The 18561-nt window shown below is 66.7% G+C and carries 18 protein-coding genes; 8 read left to right on the top strand and 10 right to left on the bottom strand.

Features of this window, described 5'->3' with window-relative positions; all coding sequences use genetic code 11:
• Window positions 1-5 precede the first annotated feature (5 nt).
• The 6 genes from pstC (at window position 6) to VHO04_RS06540 (ending at window position 5677) form a co-directional block, all read left to right on the top strand.
• Complete coding sequence (gene pstC, locus VHO04_RS06515; protein ID WP_329627561.1) at window positions 6-1382, top strand: phosphate ABC transporter permease subunit PstC; 1377 nt, start codon at window positions 6-8, stop codon at window positions 1380-1382.
• Entirely contained in the window at window positions 1375-2631 is a 1257-nt protein-coding gene (pstA, locus tag VHO04_RS06520; protein WP_329627562.1) for a phosphate ABC transporter permease PstA, read from the top strand. The genes pstC and pstA overlap by 8 nt, the downstream gene beginning before the upstream one ends.
• Window positions 2632-2633: 2 nt before the next feature.
• Complete coding sequence (gene pstB, locus VHO04_RS06525; RefSeq protein WP_329627563.1) at window positions 2634-3416, top strand: phosphate ABC transporter ATP-binding protein PstB; 783 nt, start codon at window positions 2634-2636, stop codon at window positions 3414-3416.
• Between the two features lie 25 nt (window positions 3417-3441).
• Window positions 3442-4164 carry a phosphate signaling complex protein PhoU gene (phoU, locus tag VHO04_RS06530; RefSeq protein ID WP_329627564.1) on the top strand — a complete coding sequence of 241 codons (723 nt, stop codon included), beginning with the start codon at window positions 3442-3444 and terminating at the stop codon, window positions 4162-4164.
• Window positions 4164-4862 carry a phosphate regulon transcriptional regulator PhoB gene (gene phoB / locus VHO04_RS06535; protein WP_058815332.1) on the top strand — a complete coding sequence of 233 codons (699 nt, stop codon included), beginning with the start codon at window positions 4164-4166 and terminating at the stop codon, window positions 4860-4862. The genes phoU and phoB overlap by 1 nt, the downstream gene beginning before the upstream one ends.
• A 74-nt stretch (window positions 4863-4936) precedes the next feature.
• Entirely contained in the window at window positions 4937-5677 is a 741-nt protein-coding gene (locus tag VHO04_RS06540; protein ID WP_329627565.1) for a hypothetical protein, read from the top strand.
• Between the two features lie 160 nt (window positions 5678-5837).
• Here the strand turns inward: VHO04_RS06540 and VHO04_RS06545 are convergent, their stop codons facing one another.
• Window positions 5838-6011 (bottom strand): DUF1328 domain-containing protein, encoded by a 174-nt coding sequence (locus VHO04_RS06545; protein WP_329627566.1) that lies wholly within the window; start codon window positions 6009-6011, stop codon window positions 5838-5840.
• Window positions 6012-6141: 130 nt separating this feature from the next.
• Complete coding sequence (locus tag VHO04_RS06550; protein ID WP_329627567.1) at window positions 6142-7482, bottom strand: hypothetical protein; 1341 nt, start codon at window positions 7480-7482, stop codon at window positions 6142-6144.
• Window positions 7483-7674: 192 nt separating this feature from the next.
• On the opposite strand from VHO04_RS06550, the gene VHO04_RS06555 reads away from it, so the two are divergent.
• Together VHO04_RS06555 and VHO04_RS06560 are read left to right on the top strand one after the other, a co-directional pair.
• Window positions 7675-10389, top strand: a complete 2715-nt coding sequence (locus VHO04_RS06555; RefSeq protein WP_329627568.1) for a protein kinase domain-containing protein — start codon at window positions 7675-7677, stop codon at window positions 10387-10389.
• A gap of 97 nt (window positions 10390-10486) precedes the next feature.
• On the top strand, window positions 10487-11641 hold the full coding sequence (locus tag VHO04_RS06560) for an acyl-CoA dehydrogenase family protein (RefSeq protein WP_329627569.1): 1155 nt from the start codon (window positions 10487-10489) through the stop codon (window positions 11639-11641).
• A 132-nt stretch (window positions 11642-11773) separates the two neighbouring features.
• Here the strand turns inward: VHO04_RS06560 and VHO04_RS06565 are convergent, their stop codons facing one another.
• From VHO04_RS06565 to VHO04_RS06600, 8 genes are all read right to left on the bottom strand, one after another.
• Window positions 11774-13018 (bottom strand): acyl-CoA dehydrogenase family protein, encoded by a 1245-nt coding sequence (locus VHO04_RS06565; protein ID WP_257550832.1) that lies wholly within the window; start codon window positions 13016-13018, stop codon window positions 11774-11776.
• A 189-nt stretch (window positions 13019-13207) separates the two neighbouring features.
• Window positions 13208-14122 (bottom strand): LysR family transcriptional regulator, encoded by a 915-nt coding sequence (locus VHO04_RS06570; RefSeq protein ID WP_329627570.1) that lies wholly within the window; start codon window positions 14120-14122, stop codon window positions 13208-13210.
• Window positions 14119-14652 (bottom strand): response regulator transcription factor, encoded by a 534-nt coding sequence (locus tag VHO04_RS06575; RefSeq protein ID WP_329627571.1) that lies wholly within the window; start codon window positions 14650-14652, stop codon window positions 14119-14121. The genes VHO04_RS06570 and VHO04_RS06575 overlap by 4 nt, the downstream gene beginning before the upstream one ends.
• Window positions 14649-15953: an ATP-binding protein gene (locus VHO04_RS06580; RefSeq protein WP_329627572.1), complete on the bottom strand. Its 1305-nt coding sequence runs from the start codon at window positions 15951-15953 to the stop codon at window positions 14649-14651. The genes VHO04_RS06575 and VHO04_RS06580 overlap by 4 nt, the downstream gene beginning before the upstream one ends.
• Window positions 15953-16645, bottom strand: a complete 693-nt coding sequence (locus VHO04_RS06585) for an SURF1 family protein (protein ID WP_329627573.1) — start codon at window positions 16643-16645, stop codon at window positions 15953-15955. The genes VHO04_RS06580 and VHO04_RS06585 overlap by 1 nt, the downstream gene beginning before the upstream one ends.
• Window positions 16642-17022, bottom strand: coding sequence for a cytochrome o ubiquinol oxidase subunit IV (cyoD, locus tag VHO04_RS06590; protein ID WP_329627574.1), 381 nt, complete (start codon window positions 17020-17022; stop codon window positions 16642-16644). The genes VHO04_RS06585 and cyoD overlap by 4 nt, the downstream gene beginning before the upstream one ends.
• Entirely contained in the window at window positions 17019-17651 is a 633-nt protein-coding gene (gene cyoC, locus VHO04_RS06595; protein ID WP_329627575.1) for a cytochrome o ubiquinol oxidase subunit III, read from the bottom strand. Before cyoC ends, cyoD begins: the two co-directional genes overlap by 4 nt.
• A 4-nt stretch (window positions 17652-17655) precedes the next feature.
• Window positions 17656-18561: cbb3-type cytochrome c oxidase subunit I (locus VHO04_RS06600; RefSeq protein WP_329627576.1), on the bottom strand; the 906-nt coding region annotated here is incomplete at its 5' end.

Genomic DNA, 18561 nt, shown 5'->3' on the forward strand with positions numbered 1-18561 from the left:
ATCAAGTGACCTTCAACGCCGCCGCCCTCCTCCTGCTCATTGCGGGCCTTGCGCTGATCGGCTGGCTGGCCGGTCGGGGGCGCTCGGCGTTGCTCGCGGGGCGCGCGGGCGCGAAGCTGCATTCGCGGCCGCAATATCATGGCTGGTATGTCGCGCTGTGGCTGTTCGTCCCCGCCGCGATCTTCCTCGCCGTCTGGTCGAGCGTGTCGCCCGCGCTGATCACCAACAGCGTGCTCGCGAGCGACGCCGCGCAGAGCCTGCCCGCCTTCGGCTTCGAGCGCGGCGCGATCCTGTCCGACGCGCGCAACGTCGCGCAAGGCGCGCAGGCCGCGGTGCGCATTCCCGCCGCGGCGCCGCTGGTGAAGCCCTATGCCGACGCGACGCATAGCTACGCGTGGATCGGCATCGCGGCGATGCTGGCGCTCGCACTCGCGGGCGGGCTCTATGCCTTCACGCGGATCAAGCCCGATTTCCGGGCGCGGACGCGGGTCGAGAAGATCGTCATGGCGATCCTGCTGCTCGCTTCGCTGGTCGCGATCCTGACGACCTTTGGCATCGTATTGTCGCTGCTGTTCGAATCGATCCGCTTCTTCCGCCTCGTCCCCGCGACCGAGCTGCTCTTCGGCACCTATTGGAACCCACAGAGCGGCGCGGCGCAGCCCGATACGTTCGGCGGCATTCCGCTGTTCTGGGGCACGGTGCTGATCGGCGCGATCATCGCGATGATCGTCGCCATTCCCATCGGCATGATGACCGCGGTCTACCTCACCCAATATGCCGCGCCGCGCGTGCGCAAATGGGTGAAGCCCTGCCTCGAGATTCTCGCGGGCGTGCCCACCGTCGTCTATGGCTATTTCGCCGCGCTCACCATCGCGCCGGCGCTGCGCGAGTTCGCGGTGACGATCGGCATTCCCAATGCCAGCACCGAAAGCGCGCTCGCGGCGGGCATCGTGATGGGGGTGATGATCATTCCCTTCGTCTCTTCGATGGCCGACGACAGCATCAACGCGGTGCCGCAGGCGATGCGCGACGGATCTCTCGCGCTCGGCGCGACGCCGAACGAGACGATCCGGCAAGTGCTGATCCCCGCCGCGCTGCCCGGCGTGATGGGCGGCATCCTGCTCGCGGTCAGCCGTGCGATCGGCGAGACGATGATCGTGGTGATGGCCGCCGGCCTGTCCGCCAACCTCACTGCCAATCCCTTTGCCAGCGTCACCACGGTAACGGCGCAGATCGTCAAATTGCTGACCGGCGATCAGGAGTTCGACAGCGCGAAGACGCTCGCCGCCTTCGCGCTCGGCCTCGTGCTGTTCGTCGTGACGCTGCTGCTCAACATCGTCGCGCTGCGCATCGTCAAGAAATATCGCGAAGCTTATGAATAGAGATACCGCCCCCACCGACTGGAAGGGCACCGCGATGCAGAAGCGCATCGCCAGCCGCTACGCCGCCGAACGCCGCTTCAAGCTGTTCGGGCTGGGCGCGGTGCTGCTGTCGGGCGCCTTCCTGGCCTTCCTCCTCTTCGTGATGGTCGGCAACGGCCTGCGCGGCTTTACCTATACCAATGTCGAAGTGCCGATCGACTTCAAGGCGATGCCGTTGACGATCGACGCGTCGCGGCTCGGCGACACCGACGCCGATCAGGTGATCGCGAACGCGGGGCTGGCCGACATCGTCGCCTTCGCCGCCGACGAGGCGCTGGGCGCCGACGGGTCGAAGCTGCTTTCGGAAAATGCGTGGAAGGAAGTCCGCACCGCGATCAAGGCCGATCCCGAGCTGCTCACGGCAAAGACGGTCTTTCACCTTCCCGCCGCGTCCGAAGTCGATATCGCCGCCAAGGAAGGCGCCAAGGGCGCGCTCGGCGCGAAGGTCGAGGCGCTGGAGAAGGATGGCAAGCTGTCGACCGGCCTCCACTGGTCCTTCTTCCGCAATGCCGACGCGACCGATCCCGCGGTCGCGGGCATCTGGGGCGCGCTCAAGGGGTCGGTGCTGACGATCTTCATCGCCTTCCTCATCGCATTCCCGACCGGGGTGCTCGCGGCGCTCTATCTGGAAGAATATGCGCCGAAGAACCGCTGGACCGACCTGATCGAAGTGTCGATCAACAATCTGGCCGCGGTGCCCTCGATCATCTTCGGCCTGCTCGCGCTCGCGGTGTTCATCAACTGGTTTGGCCTTTGTCAGGCCAGCGCGCTCGTCGGCGGGCTGACGCTGGCGCTGATGACGATGCCGGTGATCGTCATCGCCGCGCGCAACGCGATCAAGGCGGTGCCGCCGTCGATCCGCGACGCCGCGCTCGGCGTCGGGGCGAGCCCCGTGCAGGTGGTGTTCCACCATGTCCTGCCGCTCGCGCTGCCCGGCATCCTCACCGGCACGATCATCGGCATGGCGCGCGCGCTCGGCGAGACGGCGCCACTGCTGCTCATCGGGATGCGCGCCTTCATCGGCGACGTGCCGAACGGCATCTGCGCGCCCTCGACCGTGCTGCCGATGCAGATTTTCCTCTGGTCCGACGAGGTCGATCGCGGCTTCGTCGAAAAGACGTCCGCGGCAATTATTGTGCTGCTCATCGTGCTGCTGTCGATGAACGCACTCGCCATCTATCTCCGCAACAAATTCGAAAAACGCTGGTGATTATGACCCAAGACGATCTGACCATCGCCGATCCCAAGATGAAGGCCCAGGGGGTCGACGTCTTCTATGGCGAGAAACAGGCGATCAAGGACGTGTCGATCAATGTCGGCACCGATCTGGTCACCGCCTTCATCGGCCCCTCGGGCTGCGGCAAGTCGACCTTCCTGCGTTCGCTGAACCGGATGAACGACACCGTCGCCAGCGCGCGGGTGACGGGCACGATCCTGCTCGACAGCGAGGACATCTATGCCCCGTCGATGGACGTGGTGCAGCTGCGCGCGCGGGTCGGCATGGTGTTCCAGAAACCCAATCCCTTTCCGAAATCGATCTACGACAATGTCGCCTATGGCTCGCGCATCCACGGCCTCGCCGCCAGCAAGGCCGACCTCGACGCCATCGTCGAGCGCGCGCTGACCCGCGCCGGCCTGTGGGACGAGGTCAAGGACCGGCTCGGCGAGAGCGGCACCGCACTGTCGGGCGGGCAGCAGCAGCGCCTGTGCATCGCGCGCGCGATCGCCGTCGATCCCGAAGTCATCCTGATGGACGAGCCCTGCTCGGCGCTCGACCCGATCGCGACCGCGAAGATCGAGGAACTGATCCACGAACTGCGCGGCAAATACGCGATCGTGATCGTCACGCACAATATGCAGCAGGCGGCGCGCGTGTCGCAGCGCACGGCTTTCTTCCACCTCGGGACGCTGGTCGAATATGGCAAGACCACCGATATCTTCACCAACCCGCGGCAGGAACGCACCAAGGATTATATCACCGGCCGCTACGGTTGATGCGTAGCACTAAAGGACAAGAGTGATGGCACTTACCAACGATCATACCGTCAAGGCCTTCGACGAGGATCTGAACCGCCTGCGCGGGCTGATCAGCGAGATGGGCGGCCGCGCCGAGCAGGCGCTGCTCCAGGCGATGTCCGCGCTCGGCAACGGCGATCTCGAACTCGCGGCGCAGGTCGTGCAGGGCGACAAGAAGATCGACGCGCTGGAGACCGAGGTCGAACAGCTCACCGTCCAGACGATCGCGCTCCGCGCCCCGATGGCCGACGACCTGCGCGAGATGATCGCGGCGCTCAAGATCGTCTCGGTCGTCGAGCGCATCGGCGATTATGCGAAGAATATCGCCAAGCGCGTCGCGCTGATGGATCCGACCCGATCGATCGAGGCGATCCCGGTGCTGACGTCGATGTCCTCGCTCGTCGCCGAACTGATCCACGACGCGCTCGACAGCTTCGCCGCGCGCGACGCCGACCTCGCGGTGCGGGTCACCGTCCGCGACAAGAATGTCGACGATTTCTACAACAGCATCTTCCGCACCCTCGTGACCTTCATGATGGAAAATCCGAAGCACATCACCGAAAGTGCGCACCTGCTGTTCGTCGCCAAGAATCTCGAGCGCATGGGCGATCATGCGACGAACATCGCCGAGATGGTCTATTATGTCGTGACCGGCGAGCGGATGGAGGAGCGCGAGCGCGGCGAAAGCCCCGAAGGCGGCGCGGCCGCGGAGAAGGAGCAAGGCTGATGCCGCAGCCCGACCTGCTGCTGATCGAGGATGACGAGGCGATCGCCGAACTGATCGTCTGGCATTTCGCACGCGAAGGCTTTTCGGTGCGCCAGACCCCCGACGGTGAACAGGCGCTGATCCTGGTCGAGGAGCGCGTTCCCGACATCGTTCTGCTCGACTGGATGATCGAAAGCCTGCCCGGCATCGAGGTCTGCCGCCGCCTGCGCCGCAACCCCAAGTCGGCGAACGTGCCGATCATCATGCTCACCGCGCGCGGCGAGGAGGAGGACCGCATCCGCGGCCTGGAGACCGGCGCCGACGATTATGTGACCAAACCGTTCAGCCCGCGCGAACTCGTCGCGCGCGTCTCGGCGGTGCTCCGCCGCCTGCGCCCCGCGCTCGCCGGCGAGCTGCTCGCCTATGCCGACATCGAGCTCGATTCGGTCGCGCACAAGGTCGTGCGCAACGGCCAGATCGTCGCGATGGGACCGACCGAGTTTCGCCTGCTGCGTCATTTCATGGAGCATCCCGGCCGCGTCTTCTCGCGCGGGCAATTGCTCGACAGCGTGTGGGGACAGGACAGCGATATCGAGCTGCGCACGGTCGATGTCCATATCCGCCGCCTGCGCAAGGCGATCAACCTGCCCGGCACCGCCGACATCATCCGCACGGTGCGCTCGGCGGGCTATGCGCTCGACGCGGGCAAGAGCATTTAGGATCGCCGCGACCGGATGCGGGTGGAACCGCCCAAATCGGCGCGCGTTAGGGCGGGATGACGAAACGAAACCACGTGGGCCTGCTGTCGCCCCTGATACTGCTAATCGCGGCCTGCAATGGTGGGGGCGAACAGCAGGCGGCGCCGTCCGGCCAATCCGCCGCCGACGCGCCGCCGGCAAAAGCCGCCGTCGAGACTGCATCCGGCACGCCGGCCACGACCGCACCCGCAGCCGCGCCCGCCGAGCCGCGATCCTGCGCGGCGGAAATCGGCCAGCAGGCCGCCGATCGCCGCGCCGCGGTCTGCCGCAACCTGTCGCCCGCGACGCACCCGCCCTGCAACGCCGCCAATAGCTGCGCGATGATCGAGAATGAGATTGCGCGAAGCTGCGCGCTGCTCGGCAAGGATGGCGCGCTGCCCGCGGATTGCCGCCCCGCGCCCGACAGCAAGGCGGCGGCGATCGCGGTGGTGAAGCTCTATTATTCGGCGCTCGCTGCCGGGGATTACGACACCGCGTGGCTGCAATGGGGCGAAAACGGCCCGCCGAAGCAGACGCCGGAGGGCTTTCGCGCCGGCTTTGCCCACACCCGCTCGACGCGCGTCACGATCGGCGCGGTCGGGGATGCCGAGGGCGCTGCCGGCTCGATCTATCTGACGGTTCCCGTCACCGTCGAAGCGACGCTCGACACCGGCGCGTCGCAGCGTTTCGGCGGAGAGTATGTGCTGCGCCGCGTCAACAATGTCGACGGAGCGAGCGCGAGCCAGCTCCGCTGGCATATAACGTCCGCCAAGCTCCGTCCCCTATCGGCGCATTAAATCCGGACGTCATTGCGAGCGAAGCGAAGCAATCCAGGGCGGTTTACGCACGCCCTGGATTGCTTCGCTTCGCTCGCAATGACGATGCTGGCGATGTCAGGAAAAAGCCCGGCCGCCTGACAGACGACCGGGCCAATCAATTCGCTTTGCGAACGCTCCGTCAGGGCAGCGTGGTCCGCCCGCCGCGTCCGAAGAGGAAAGCGACCACGAACAGTATGACACCGATGATCAACAGGATTTTCGCGAACTCGGCGGAAATGCCCGCAATGCCGCCGAAGCCGAGCAGCGCGGCAATGAGCGCGACGACCGCGAAAATAATAGCCCATCTGAACATGCCTATTCTCCCTATTGGCGCGCGACCTCACCCTCGCCCGCGCGTCGGGCGATTTGGCCATCGCATCATCCTGTTTAGATGATCGAGAAACGCGCCCCGGTGCCGGAAGTTCCCCTGCTCCGGTGGCTGGTCAGCGCAGCCGCCACTTCGCGCCGAGCTGCTCCGCCGGGCACCAGCGCATCGGCGGGCCGGTGTCCTGGATGGTGAGCTGAATGCGCGTCGGCGACAGGACTTTCACCTCCATCTCCCATTCGGGAAGGAAGAAGGAACCGCGCGATTTCTCGACCTTGCCGAGCGGGCCGACGAAATTCTCCTCGAGGCTACCCGGCGCACCGCCGCCGCGCATCAGGCCGAGGCGCTTGCCGTCGTAATAGAGCGCCTCGAAGCCGGGGTTCGCGCAAGGCTCGGTCTCGTTCACATAATAGCCCGATACGATGCCGAGCGGCGCAACGGGCTTTTGCCCCGCCGCCTGCGCGCCCGATGCCGCGCCCGCGGCGGAAGCGCATTGCGGAACGAGCGCACGGATCGCCGCAGTCGAACCACCGAGCGACACATAGCTCAGATCCTTCCATTCATCGCCACCGTCGCTGCTCGCGATCAGCGACAGGTCGGTATCGCGGCCGCTGAGCAGGCTTTCGACGACCGGGTCGATCGTCCCGCTGAAATCGCCCTTCCCCGGCTCCTGCACGAGCGCCTGCGTTCCTTCGCGATCCTCCATCGAGCTTCGGAACGAAAGCAGCAGCGGATGCCCGGCCGCCGGAAGCGGAACGCCGGCCTTCGGCACGACGGTCATATAGAGACCGCCGCCGGGCTGACAGCGGATACCGATCGCCGCGAACTCGGGATGTCCGGTCACCGCGGCGATCGCATTCGGTCCGGTCCCCGCGAACTGCCACCGCGCGGTGTGCTGGGGCGGCGGGGTAAAATTCTCTTCCTCGCCAGCACCGTCGCCGCCCTTCATCTTCGACGGATCGACGTTCCGCTGCATTCCGGTCTGCACCCATTTCTGGCCGTTCCACACTAAAGTCTGCCCGCAGATCTCCGCGCCATATCCGCCGCAGACGCTGCCGTGGGTCAGCAGCATCAGCCCCTTGCGCTTCGCATCGACGGATATGATGTCCCAGCCGCGGACATTGTCGTTGAAAATTTCGCGCAGGCCGTTCCTGGTCGATCCGAGAATGCCGATCACGCAGCCCGCGGTTCCGCACCACGCCGAATAGCCCGACGTCGTGCAGCGGGTCGCGGCATATTCGACCACCCAGTCGGGCTTGCCGTCGTTCGTCACCTCGACCTGGGTCGCGAAACCCGCGCGATCGGAAACGAACCTGCCACCCTCGGCGCGGCAATCCTGCTTGAGCTGGTCATAGACCGCCTGCACCTCGCGCGGCCAAGGCTTGGGCGCGGTCTGGGCATGGACGGTGGCCTGCGTCGAGCAGGCCGCAAGCGATATCAGGGCAAGGACAAAACGCATGATGTTCCCCCAATTCAAAAGCGATGGATCGCGACGGCTCACCCGATCACGGCGCACGGTGCATCCGCTGCCCGGCCTTCCGCAGCCCGACCTTCCGGCTACCTATATCCGCGGCAACGGCAAAGTCTTGATGCCACTATCAAGAATTTCTAAAGCTTGAGAAAAGCGGGCGTAGCAGGGGGTCGCAAAATCATGTCATCTACTCATTCGTCGCGGCGGCGGCGGCGGCTGTGGCATTTTGCGAACGCCGAGTTCGACGAAGCAAGCTGGACGCTGCGCATCGGCGGCGCCCCCGTCGCGCTCGAGGGCAAGCCGCTCGAGGTGCTGCACGAACTGCTGCTGCGCGCGGGCGAAGTCGTCACCAAGGACGAGATTCTCGACGCGGTGTGGCCCGGCGTGACCGTGGTCGAAGGCTCGCTCGCGACCGCCATTTCGAAGCTGCGCAAGGCGCTCGGCGCGTCGGGTTCGGACATCGTCGCCACCGTGCCGCGCGTCGGCTATCGCCTGACCGCGCCGGTCGAGGTCGAGAGCGTCGACACGCCGCTCGCGCCGCGTTTCGCCTTCACCGCCGGGGACAGTGTTCCCGGACGCAAGGCCTGGCAACTCGAACGGCCGCTGGGTGACACCGGCGCCGCGGACGTCTGGCTCGCACGCCAGGCCAAGACGGGCGAGCAGCGGGTGTTCAAATTTGCCGACGCGCCCGACCGGCTGCGCGCGCTGAAGCGTGAGGCGGCGCTGTCGCGCCTGGTGTCGGCCGGGCTCGGCAAGACATCGCCGCTTCCCGCGCTGCACGAATGGAATTTCGACGCGGCGCCCTTCTTTCTCGAATATGCCTGGGGCGGGCGCGATCTGCTCGCCTGGGCCGAGGGCGGCCTGTCGGCCATCCCGCTCGCCGAGCGGCTGGCGGTCGCGGCGATGGCGGCGCGCGCGGTCGCGGGCATCCACAGCGTCGGCGTTCTTCACAAGGACCTGAAGCCCGCCAACATGCTGATCGACGACGGCGAGAGCGGCCGGGTGCTGCGCCTCGTCGATTTCGGCAGCGGGCGGCTGATCGACGATGCACTGCTCGCGAGCTTTCAGATCACCAATCCGGGCTCGCTCGACACCGATCTCGGCAAGGACGAGCCGCGGTCGGGCACGCTCGCCTATCGCGCGCCCGAATTGATCGGCGACGCGGTGCCGACGGTGAAAAGCGACATTTATGCGCTCGGGCTGATCCTCTATCAGCTCGTCGTCGGCGATTTCACCGCGGCGCTCGCGCCGGGCTGGGAGGAGCGGGTCGCCGACCCGCTGCTGCAGGGCGACATCGCACGCGCGGCCGCACTGACGCCGGGCGACCGGCTGGATAGCGCCACCGATCTTGCCGAGCGGATCGAGCGGCTGGACGACCGCCGCGCCCAGGCCGCCGAGGCCGCCGAGCGCGCCGCTTTCCTGGCCGACCAGCAGCGCCGCGAGGAGCGCCGCGCGGCGCAGCGGCCGTGGGTCCGCGCCGCTTTCGCAAGCCTGACCGCCGGGCTGCTCGCGACCTCGGCACTCGCGGCCTATGCCTGGCATCAGCGGGGCGCCGCACTCGCCGCGCGCGAACTGACCGAGACCAGCTATGCTTTCATCGCCGAGGATGTGCTCGGCAGCCCCGACCCCGCCAAATCGAGTGCCGACGAAACCGTCGTCGACGCGATCAAGCGCGCGAGCGGGCAGATCGACCAGCGTTTCGCGGCCAATCCGGGGATCGCCGCGCGGCTGCACCTCGCCATCGCGCGCGCCTTTCACCAGCGTTCCGACCCCGACACCGCGCGCGCCGAATATGCGCGCGCCGACGCGCTGTTCGCGAAGGCGGGCGAGACCGAAAGCGACGACGCCATCACCGGCCGCCTCGACCGCGTCAATATGGAGGCGACGTCGGGCCAGCCCGACCGGCTCGAAGAGGCGGGCCGCCTGCTGGAGAAGGAACGCGCGCGGCTCGGCAAGCGCGGCGAGTCCGGCCGCATGGGCTTCGCCCTCGCGCGCGCCGAAGGCGCCTATGATTATTTCGCCGACATCGAACGGGCCGAGCCCGCGTTTCGCCGCGCGGTGGCGATCGGCGAAGCGAGCGGAAGCGACGTTCCGCCGGGGCAATTGCTGAAGGCGCGATCGTCGCTGGTACTGACGCTGATGCGGCTCGGACAGGCCGACAAGGCCGAACCGATCGCGCGCGCGATCGTCGCCGATTCGACGCGCATCCGCGGCGCCGACCATCCCGACACGCTCGTCACCCGCCAGCACTGGCTCAACAGCCTGTCGATGACCGGGCGCTACAAGGAAGCGCTGGACGGCAGCACGCCACTGCTCGCGGCGATGGAGAAAAGATTCGGTCCCGACCATCGCTTCACCCTCGGCCTGCGGTCGACCCGTTTCGAGAGTTTCGCCGCCCTCGGCCGCTATGCCGAGGCGGCAGTCGAGGCGGAGAAGGTCTGGAAAGGCGCGGCCGCGCAGGCCGGTGAGCATTCGCATCAGGCGCTGGCCGGGCAGATCGACTATGCCTCGGCGCTCTGCCAGACGCCGCAGCGGGCGAAAGCGCTGGGTCTCGCGCGCGAGGCGCTCGAAACCAGCCTTTCGGCGTTCGGCGCCGATTATCCGCTTACGCACGCGATCCGCTATTTCACCGCCGAATGCCTGATCGCCAACCAGCGCTTCACCGAAGCCGGACCGATGCTGGCCGCGGTCGACCGCGAAAAGACCGCGCAGCTTCTCGGCAATCCCGATTTCGACGCCACCGTCGATGTCGCGCTGGCCGAGGTCGCCGTCGGCGATCATGACAAGGCCGGGGCGCGGCGGCTGCTCGACAAGGCTGCCCCCGCGCTTGCGAAGACAAAGGACGAGATTTTGCGCGCGCGGGCGGAAAAGCTGAGTCGGTCGCTGACCTCCTGAGACACCGCCGGCTCCCGGCCCAAAGCGTTTGCCGATTGCAGGCGGCGGCATCTGCGCTATGGGCAGCGGGTCTCAGATCGAAACCGGAAAGCCAGCGATGCCCGAAGCCTCCCATCCCGAAATCCGCGAATCCGTCCGCCGGCTGTGCGCCGACTTTCCCGGCTCCTATTGGCAGGCGCTCGACCGCGACCGCATCTATCCAACCGAATTCGTCCGCACGCTGACCAGCTCGGGTTTCCTCTCGGTCCTCGTGCCCGAGGAGTTTGGCGGCGCGGGGCTCGGCCTGTCGGCGGCGACCGCGATCCTCGAGGAAATCCACCGTTCGGGCTGCAATGGCGGCGCCTGTCACGCACAGATGTACACGATGGGCACGATCCTGAAGCATGGATCGGCCGAGCAGAAGCAGCGCTATCTGCCCGGCATCGCCAGCGGCGAGCTGCGCCTCCAGGCCTTCGGGATCACCGAGCCGACGAGCGGCACCGACACGACGCGGATCAAGACCTTCGCGCGCCGCGAAGGTGACGATTATGTCGTCAGCGGGCAGAAGATCTGGATCAGCCGCGCCGAGCACAGCGACCTGATGGTGCTGCTCGTCCGCACCACCCCGCGCGATCAGGTCGCCAAATCGTCCGACGGAATGAGCGTGCTGCTCGTCGACATGCGCGAAGCGGTCGGCAATGGCCTGACGATCCGCCCGGTGCGCACGATGCTCAACCATGCGACGACCGAACTCTTCTTCGACGACCTCCGCGTCCCCGCCGCGAACCTGATCGGCGAGGAAGGCAAGGGCTTCAAATATATCCTCGACGGCATGAATGCCGAGCGCATCCTGATCGCGAGCGAATGCATCGGCGACGGGCGTTTCTTCATCGACCGCGCGTCGGCCTATGCTTCGGGGCGCGAAGTGTTCGGGCGGCCGATCGGCGAAAATCAGGGAATCCAGTTCCCGATCGCGCGCGCGCATGTCCAGCTATCGGCGGCGGCGGCGATGGTCGATCAGGCGGCGGCGATGTTCGAGGCGGGCGAGCCGTGCGGCACCGAAGCGAACATGGCGAAGATGCTGGCGTCGGAAGCGAGCTGGTATGCCGCCGACATGTGCATCCAGACCCACGGCGGCTTCGGTTTCGCCGAGGAATATGACATCGAACGCAAGTTTCGCGAAACGCGGCTCTATCAGGTCGCGCCGATCAGCACGAACCTGATATTGAGCCATGTCGCAACGCATGTGCTGAAACTGCCCAAGAGTTTTTGACGCTCTGCGACCCTGCGAAGGGCCCAAGCGCCCCTATCATCATTGCGAGCGAAGCGAAGCAATCTCCAGCGCGCAGCCCTGAGCCGATAGCTGGGGATTGCTTCGTCGCTTCGCTCCTCGCAATGACGGGTCTTAATGCCGCCCCAGTTCCTCGCGGCCCACCACCATATAATGAACCTCGTCGGGGCCATCGGCGAAGCGCAGGTGGCGCACGTCGGCATAGAGGTCGGCCAGCGGCGTCCAGTGCGAGATGCCGGTCGCGCCGTGAATCTGGATCGCCTGGTCGATGATCTGGCACACGCGTTCGGGCACCATCGCCTTCGCCATGCTCACCCAGACCCGCGCCTGGCGGTTGCCGAGCAGGTCCATCGCCTTTGCCGCCTTGAGCACGATCAGCCGCAGCGCCTCGATATCGCAGCGCGCCCGCGCGATGACCTCGAGATTCTTGCCGAGCTGCGACAGCGGCCGCCCGAAGGCGGTGCGCGAATTGCCGCGCTTGACCATCAGGTCGAGCGCCAGTTCGGCCTTGCCGATCGTGCGCATGCAATGATGGATGCGGCCCGGGCCGAGGCGCATCTGCGAAATCTCGAACCCCCGGCCCTCGCCGAGCAGGATATTCTCGCGCGGCACGCGGACATTGTCGAAGCGCATGTGCATATGGCCCTGCGGCGCATGGTCGGCGCCGAACACGCGCATCGGGCCGAGCACCTGCACGCCCGGCGTATCCATCGGCACGAGGATCTGCGAATGCTGCCCCTTGCGCGCGGCTTCGGGATTGGTCCTCAGCATGCAGATCAGGATCTTGCAGCGCGGATCGCCGGCGCCGCTGATGAAATATTTCTCACCGTTGATGACCCATTCGTCGCCGTCGAGCACTGCGCTGGTTTCGAGGTTGCTGGCGTCCGACGAGGCGACGCCGGGTTCGGTCATCACATAGGCCGAGCGGATTTCGCCGTTGAGTAGCGGCTTCAGCCATTGCTCCTTCTGTGCGGGCGTGCCGACCATTTCGAGCACTTCCATATTGCCGGTGTCGGGCGCCGAGCAGTTCAGCGATTCCGACGCAAGCGGCGACTTGCCGAGCTCGGCGGCGATATAGGCATAGTCGAGATTGGTGAGCGGCGTCCCGGTGTCTCCGTGCGGCAGGAAGAAATTCCACAGACCCGCGGCCTTCGCCTTGTTCTTCGCGCCTTCGAGCAGGTCGAGCTGACCCGGCGCCCAGCTCCAGCGATCGGCGCGGCCCTCGCCGAGCCGGAAGAATTCTTCGGTGATCGGATCGACATTCTCGGCGATATGGCGCTTCACCGCGTCGAAGAGCGGCTGCGCTTCCTTCGACATGCGCAGGTCGTTGAGTTCGGCTTCGAGTTCGATCTCGGTCATAGGGGTCTCCGCTGTGATTTGCGGCGACGCTAGCGATGATCATCCATCGATAGAAATGATAGGTTCGAATAGCTGATATTCGCCTTCATAATACCCTTCCGTCATCCCGGCGAAGGCCGGGATCTCGCCGGTGCATTGCAAAGCAAGGTCGAGATCCCGGCCTTCGCCGGGATGACGATGTAAGGAGACTTATTCGGACTTCCCCAACTCATCCGCGATGATCCCGCGCAGCCAGCGCAGGCCGGGATCGGCGTCGGCCGCCTGGTGCCAATAGAGATAACTGCCCCCCTGCTCGACCGGCAGCGGCATGTCGACGAGCTGCATCGGCCACATCGCGTCCAGAACCTCGGCGTGCGAGCGCGGCAGCGAAAAGAGCATATCGGACGCGGCGACGATCTGCCACGCCGTGATCGCGTGCTGGCACCGCACCGCGACGCGGCGCGCGAGCCCCAGGCGGTCGAGCGCCATATCCTCCATTCCCGGCCCGTGCGGGCGCGCGGTGGCGACGATATGGTCGAGCGCCAGATAGGTATCGAGATCGATCGCGCCATCGATGCGCGGATGCCCCTTGCGCGCCACGATGACGGGCGGCTCGGTGCCGAGATAATGGCGGCAGAGCCGGTCGTCGGAAGGCAAGGCGACATCGAGCGCGAGGTCGAGGTCGCCGTTCGCGAGCGCCACCACCAGGTCGCGGCGGCGAAAGGTGACGCTCGCCAGCATCGCGCGCGGCGCCTCGCTCCGCACGCGGAGCGCGAGCGCGGAGAAACGCGGCATCTCGCCCGACAGGCGCACGCCGATGCGGAACTCGCGCGCCGTCTCGGCCGGGTCGAAGGCGGTCGCGGCGTCGAGCGCGGCGTCGAGCCCGCGCAGCGCCTCGCGCACCGGCCCGGCGATCGCGCGCGCGGCGGACGTCGGCACCAGCCGATTGCCCTGCCGCACGAACAGCGGATCGCCGAACGCATCGCGCAGCTTCGCGAGCGCGTGGCTGATCGCCGGTTGCGACAGGTTGAGGTGGCGCGCCGCCGCCGACACGCCGCCCTTGGCGTGGATCGCGTCGAACACCTGGAGCAGGTTGAGGTCGAAGCGCGCGAGCCTGCGCATCATTTCACCTGCCGCTTTTCGAGCTTCCGCGCGAGCGTCCGCCGGTGCATCCCCAGCCGCCGCGCGGCCTCCGAAATGTTGAAATTGGTCTCGACCAGCGTCTGGTGGATATGCTCCCACTCGACGGTCTTGATCGACGACGGCCGCGCGTCGAGCGGCGCATCGACATTCCCCTCCGACCGATCGAACGCTGCCTCGATATCGTCGGTGTTCGACGGCTTGGCGAGATAATATGACGCGCCCAATTTGATCGCCTCGACCGCCGTCGCGATGCTCGCGAAGCCGGTGAGCACGACGATCCGCATCGCCGGATCGGCGGCGCGCAGCGTCTGGACCGAGGCGAGCCCCGAGGCATTGCCGAGCTTCAAATCGACCACCGCGAAGCCCGGCCGCCACCCGGCCAGCAGCGCTTCGGCTTCGTCGGGGCTTGCCGCGACGCGCACCTCATAGCCGCGGCGCTCGAACGACCGCTTGAGCGTCCGCGCGAAGACGTCGTCGTCCTCGACGATCAGCAATTGCCGCCGGTCGTTCATGCACCCTCGCTTTCGCGGGCCGCGACCGCCGCGAGCGGCAGCATGATCCGCACCACCGCACCGCCGGCATCGCGATTCTCGGCGCTCGCCCAGCCGCCGAGCTTGCGCAGCACGTTGACGAGCAGGAAGAGCCCGAGCCCGCCGCCGGGCCGCCCCTTGGTCGAGCGATAGGGCTGGCCGAACCCGTCGAGCATCGCTTCGGCGAAACCCGGACCATGATCGGCGATCTCGATCACTACGGTCTCGCCGTCGCGCGAGGCGGTGATGCCGATCCAGTCGGGCGACACTTCGGCGGCATTGTCGATGACATTGCCGATCACCTGCCGCAGCGCCGGGTCGGAGACGATGGCGACGTCGGCGCCGAAGCGGTCGCTGAGGTCGATATGCCCGGCGAAGCGGGCCGCGTGGTCGGCGACGATATCGCCGAGGAAGGTCCGCATCGTCGTCATTTCGGGCGCGATCCCGCGCGCCTCCCCCGCCGACATCAGGATGCCGCTGACGATCGCCTTGCAGCGCCGCACCGCCGCGTCCATGTCGGCAAGATCGTCCTGAAGCTCCGCCTTTGCGAGGTCCGGCGCGCTCTTCCAGTCGCCGATCAGCACCGACAGGGTCGACAGCGGCGTCCCCAGTTCGTGCGCCGCGCCCGAGGCGAGCAGCCCCATGCGGACGATATGATCCTCCTCCGCCGCGCGCTGGCGGCTCGCGGCGAGCGCGGCGTCGCGGTCGCGCAGATTGCGGCTGATCCGGGTGACGAAGGCGACGAGCAGCACCGCGATCAGCAGGAAGCAGACGAGGCTGCCCTTGAGATAGAGCGCCATCGGATCGGCGGCATAGGGCGGCGGCAGGATCAGCGGGGTCGGCTCGACCGCGAGCACCCCGATCGCCGCGAGCGCCGCGACGACGATCGCCCACGACGAGGCCGGCGTCAGCAGGATCGCGCCGATCACGACCTGGAGCAGGAAGAGCGAGGCGAAGGGGTTCGCGAGCCCGCCGCTGTGATGAAGCTGCCAGCCGAGCGCCGCGACGTCGAACAGCAGCGCCGCGGTCAGCTCGGCATTGGTCACCGCGCGCCCGCGCCGCAGCAGCGCGAGGCTGGCGACATTGATCGTGATCAGCACCGCGATCGCCGCCACCAGCGGCGCGAGCGGCAGATGGATGTGCAGAACGCCGGTGACGACCCCGATCGTCGCAAGCTGCCCCCCCACCGCGAGCCAGCGGAGCTGGATCAGCAGCGCCATGTTCCGCCGCCCGGCATTCGCCTCGGCGGGCGCATCGACTGGCGGGATCATGGGCTCGGTCATCAATCCCGGATACGCCACAGCCGTCCCGCGAAAAAGAGGCTCAATGCACAAAGCGCGAACCAGGTCAGCGCATAGACCATATGATTGTCGGGAAAGCGCACGATGGTCAGCCCGCCGACCGGATAGCCGCCGGGGTTGGGCGTGGCGTCGGCGTCGACGAAATAGGGCGCCGTCCGGCCCAGCCCCCGTGCCTTCGCAATCGCCGCGACATCGCGCGAATACCAGCGACCCGCCGCCGGATCATTCGCGCGCAGGAAGGCGCCGCCGGGCTCGGTGACCCGCAGCAGGCCGGTCACCGCGACGCCGCCGGCGGCGTTCCCCGCTGCACGCGTGCGCGGATCGCGCCGCTCCTTGGGAACGAAGCCGCGATTAACGAGCAGGGTGAAGTGCAGGGTTTCGAGCGGGGTCAGCACCCAATAGCCCGCGCCGCGTGCCGTTACCGCCTGCACCAGCGTCTCGCGGTCGTGGCGGAAATGCCCGCGCGCGGTCACGCGGCGATAGGCGTCGCGCTTTGCATCGATCCGCGGCCACGCATCGGGGCCCGGCGCCGCAACCGGCGCCGCATGGATGCGCGCATCGACCGCGGCGACCAGCTCATGCTTCCAGACGCGCCGTTCGAGCTGCCAGATGCCGAGCGCGGCGAAACCCGCCGCCACGGCGATCAGCGCCGCGACGACGAAGCCGCGCCTCAAGGAAGCTGGCTCACATCGTGCGGCATCGGCATCATGTTGGTGTTGAGATGGTGCATCACCCACAGCGAACCCGCGAGCATGATCACGACGATGATGATCGTGAAGGTCAGCGAGGTGATCGACCAGCCGCCCTCGGCCTTTGGCGACATATGGAGGAAGAAGACCATATGGACGACGATCTGCACCGCCGCGAACGCCATGATCACCGCCGCGGTCGCGCCGTCCGACAGCGGCCGCTCCATCACCAGCCAGAAGGGGATGGCGGTCAGGATCACCGACAGGATAAAGCCGATGAGATAATCGCGCATCGAGGCGTGCGGCATCTCGATCTCGTGAGGACCGCCCTCCGCATGGGCGTGGTGCGGGTCGGCGCTCATCGCAGCACTCCCATCAGATAGACAATGGTGAAGACGCCGATCCAGACGACGTCGAGGAAGTGCCAGAACATCGACAGGCACATCACGCGGCGCTTGTTCGCGGCGATCAGCCCATGCTTGCCGAGCTGGACCATCAGCACGACGAGCCAGAGGGTGCCGAAGGTGACGTGCAGCCCGTGCGTGCCGACGAGCGTGAAGAAGCTCGACAGGAAGGCGCTGCGCTGCGGTGTCGCGCCGATCTCGATCAGGTGGTGGAATTCGTAAAGCTCGATCCCCAGGAAGGCGAGCCCGAACAGGCCGGTGATCGCGAGCCAGAGCTGCGTTCCCTTGACCTTGCCCTGCTGCATCTGGAGCACCGCGAAACCGTAAGTGATCGACGAGAAGAGCAGCATCGCGGTGTTGAGCGCGACGAGCGGCAGCTCGAACAGGTCCTTCGGCGCCGGTCCAGCGGCATAGCTGCCACCGAGCACCGCAAAGCAGGCGAACAGGATCGCGAAGATGAGGCAATCGCTCATCAGATAGATCCAGAAGCCCAGCATCGTGCTGTGCCCCTCGGGATGCGCGTGCTCGTCGAGATCGTAGAACTGGACCGGCTCGTCTGCGACTGCAGTGATGGTTTTGGCGCTCATCGCATCAGGCTCCGGCCGCGAGGTGGCGGGTCCGCACGTCCTCGACCGCCGCGACGGTGGCCGCCGGAATGTCGAAATCGCGCTTGTAGTTGAAGGTGTGGAAGATCGCATAGGCGATCGTCGCGACGAAACTGGCGATCACCAGCCACCAGATATGCCAGACCAGCGCGAACCCCATCGCCAGGCAAAAGGCCGCGAGGATGAAGCCGGTGCCCGTATTGCTCGGCATGTGGATGTCGCGAAAGTCCGCGACCGGGCGCTGGTGCCCGCGCTTCTTCATGTCGTGCCACGCGTCGAGCGAATGGATCACCGGGGTGAAGGCGAAATTATAGTCGGGCGGCGGCGAACTGGTCGCCCATTCGAGCGTGCGGCCGCCCCACGGATCGCCACTTTCGTCGGCGAGTTCCTTGCGCCGCCAGATGCTGACGCCGAACTGGATCAGCATCGCCGCGATACCCACCGCGATCACCGCGGCGCCGACGGCGGCGATCACGAACCAGATTTGCAGGCTCGGGTCGTCGAATACGCGCATCCGCCGCGTCACCCCCATCAGGCCGAGGATATAGAGCGGCATGAAGGCCATCCAGAAGCCGACCACCCAGCACCAGAAGCTGATCTTGCCCCAGAAGACGTCGAGCTTGAACCCGAAGGCCTTGGGCCACCAGTAGTTGATCGCCGCGAACAGGCCGAACAGGACGCCGCCGATGATCACATTGTGGAAATGCGCGATCAGGAACAGCGAGTTGTGCAGCACGAAGTCTGCGGGCGGGACGGCCAGCAATACGCCGGTCATGCCCCCGACCACGAAGGTCAGCATGAAGGCGATGGTCCACATCATCGGCAGTTCGAACCGGATGCGTCCGCGATACATGGTGAACAGCCAGTTGAAGATCTTCGCGCCCGTCGGGAT

Origin of the sequence: Sphingopyxis sp., assembly GCF_036261875.1 — a bacterium.
In the GTDB taxonomy this organism is placed as follows: Bacteria; Pseudomonadota; Alphaproteobacteria; order Sphingomonadales; family Sphingomonadaceae; genus Sphingopyxis.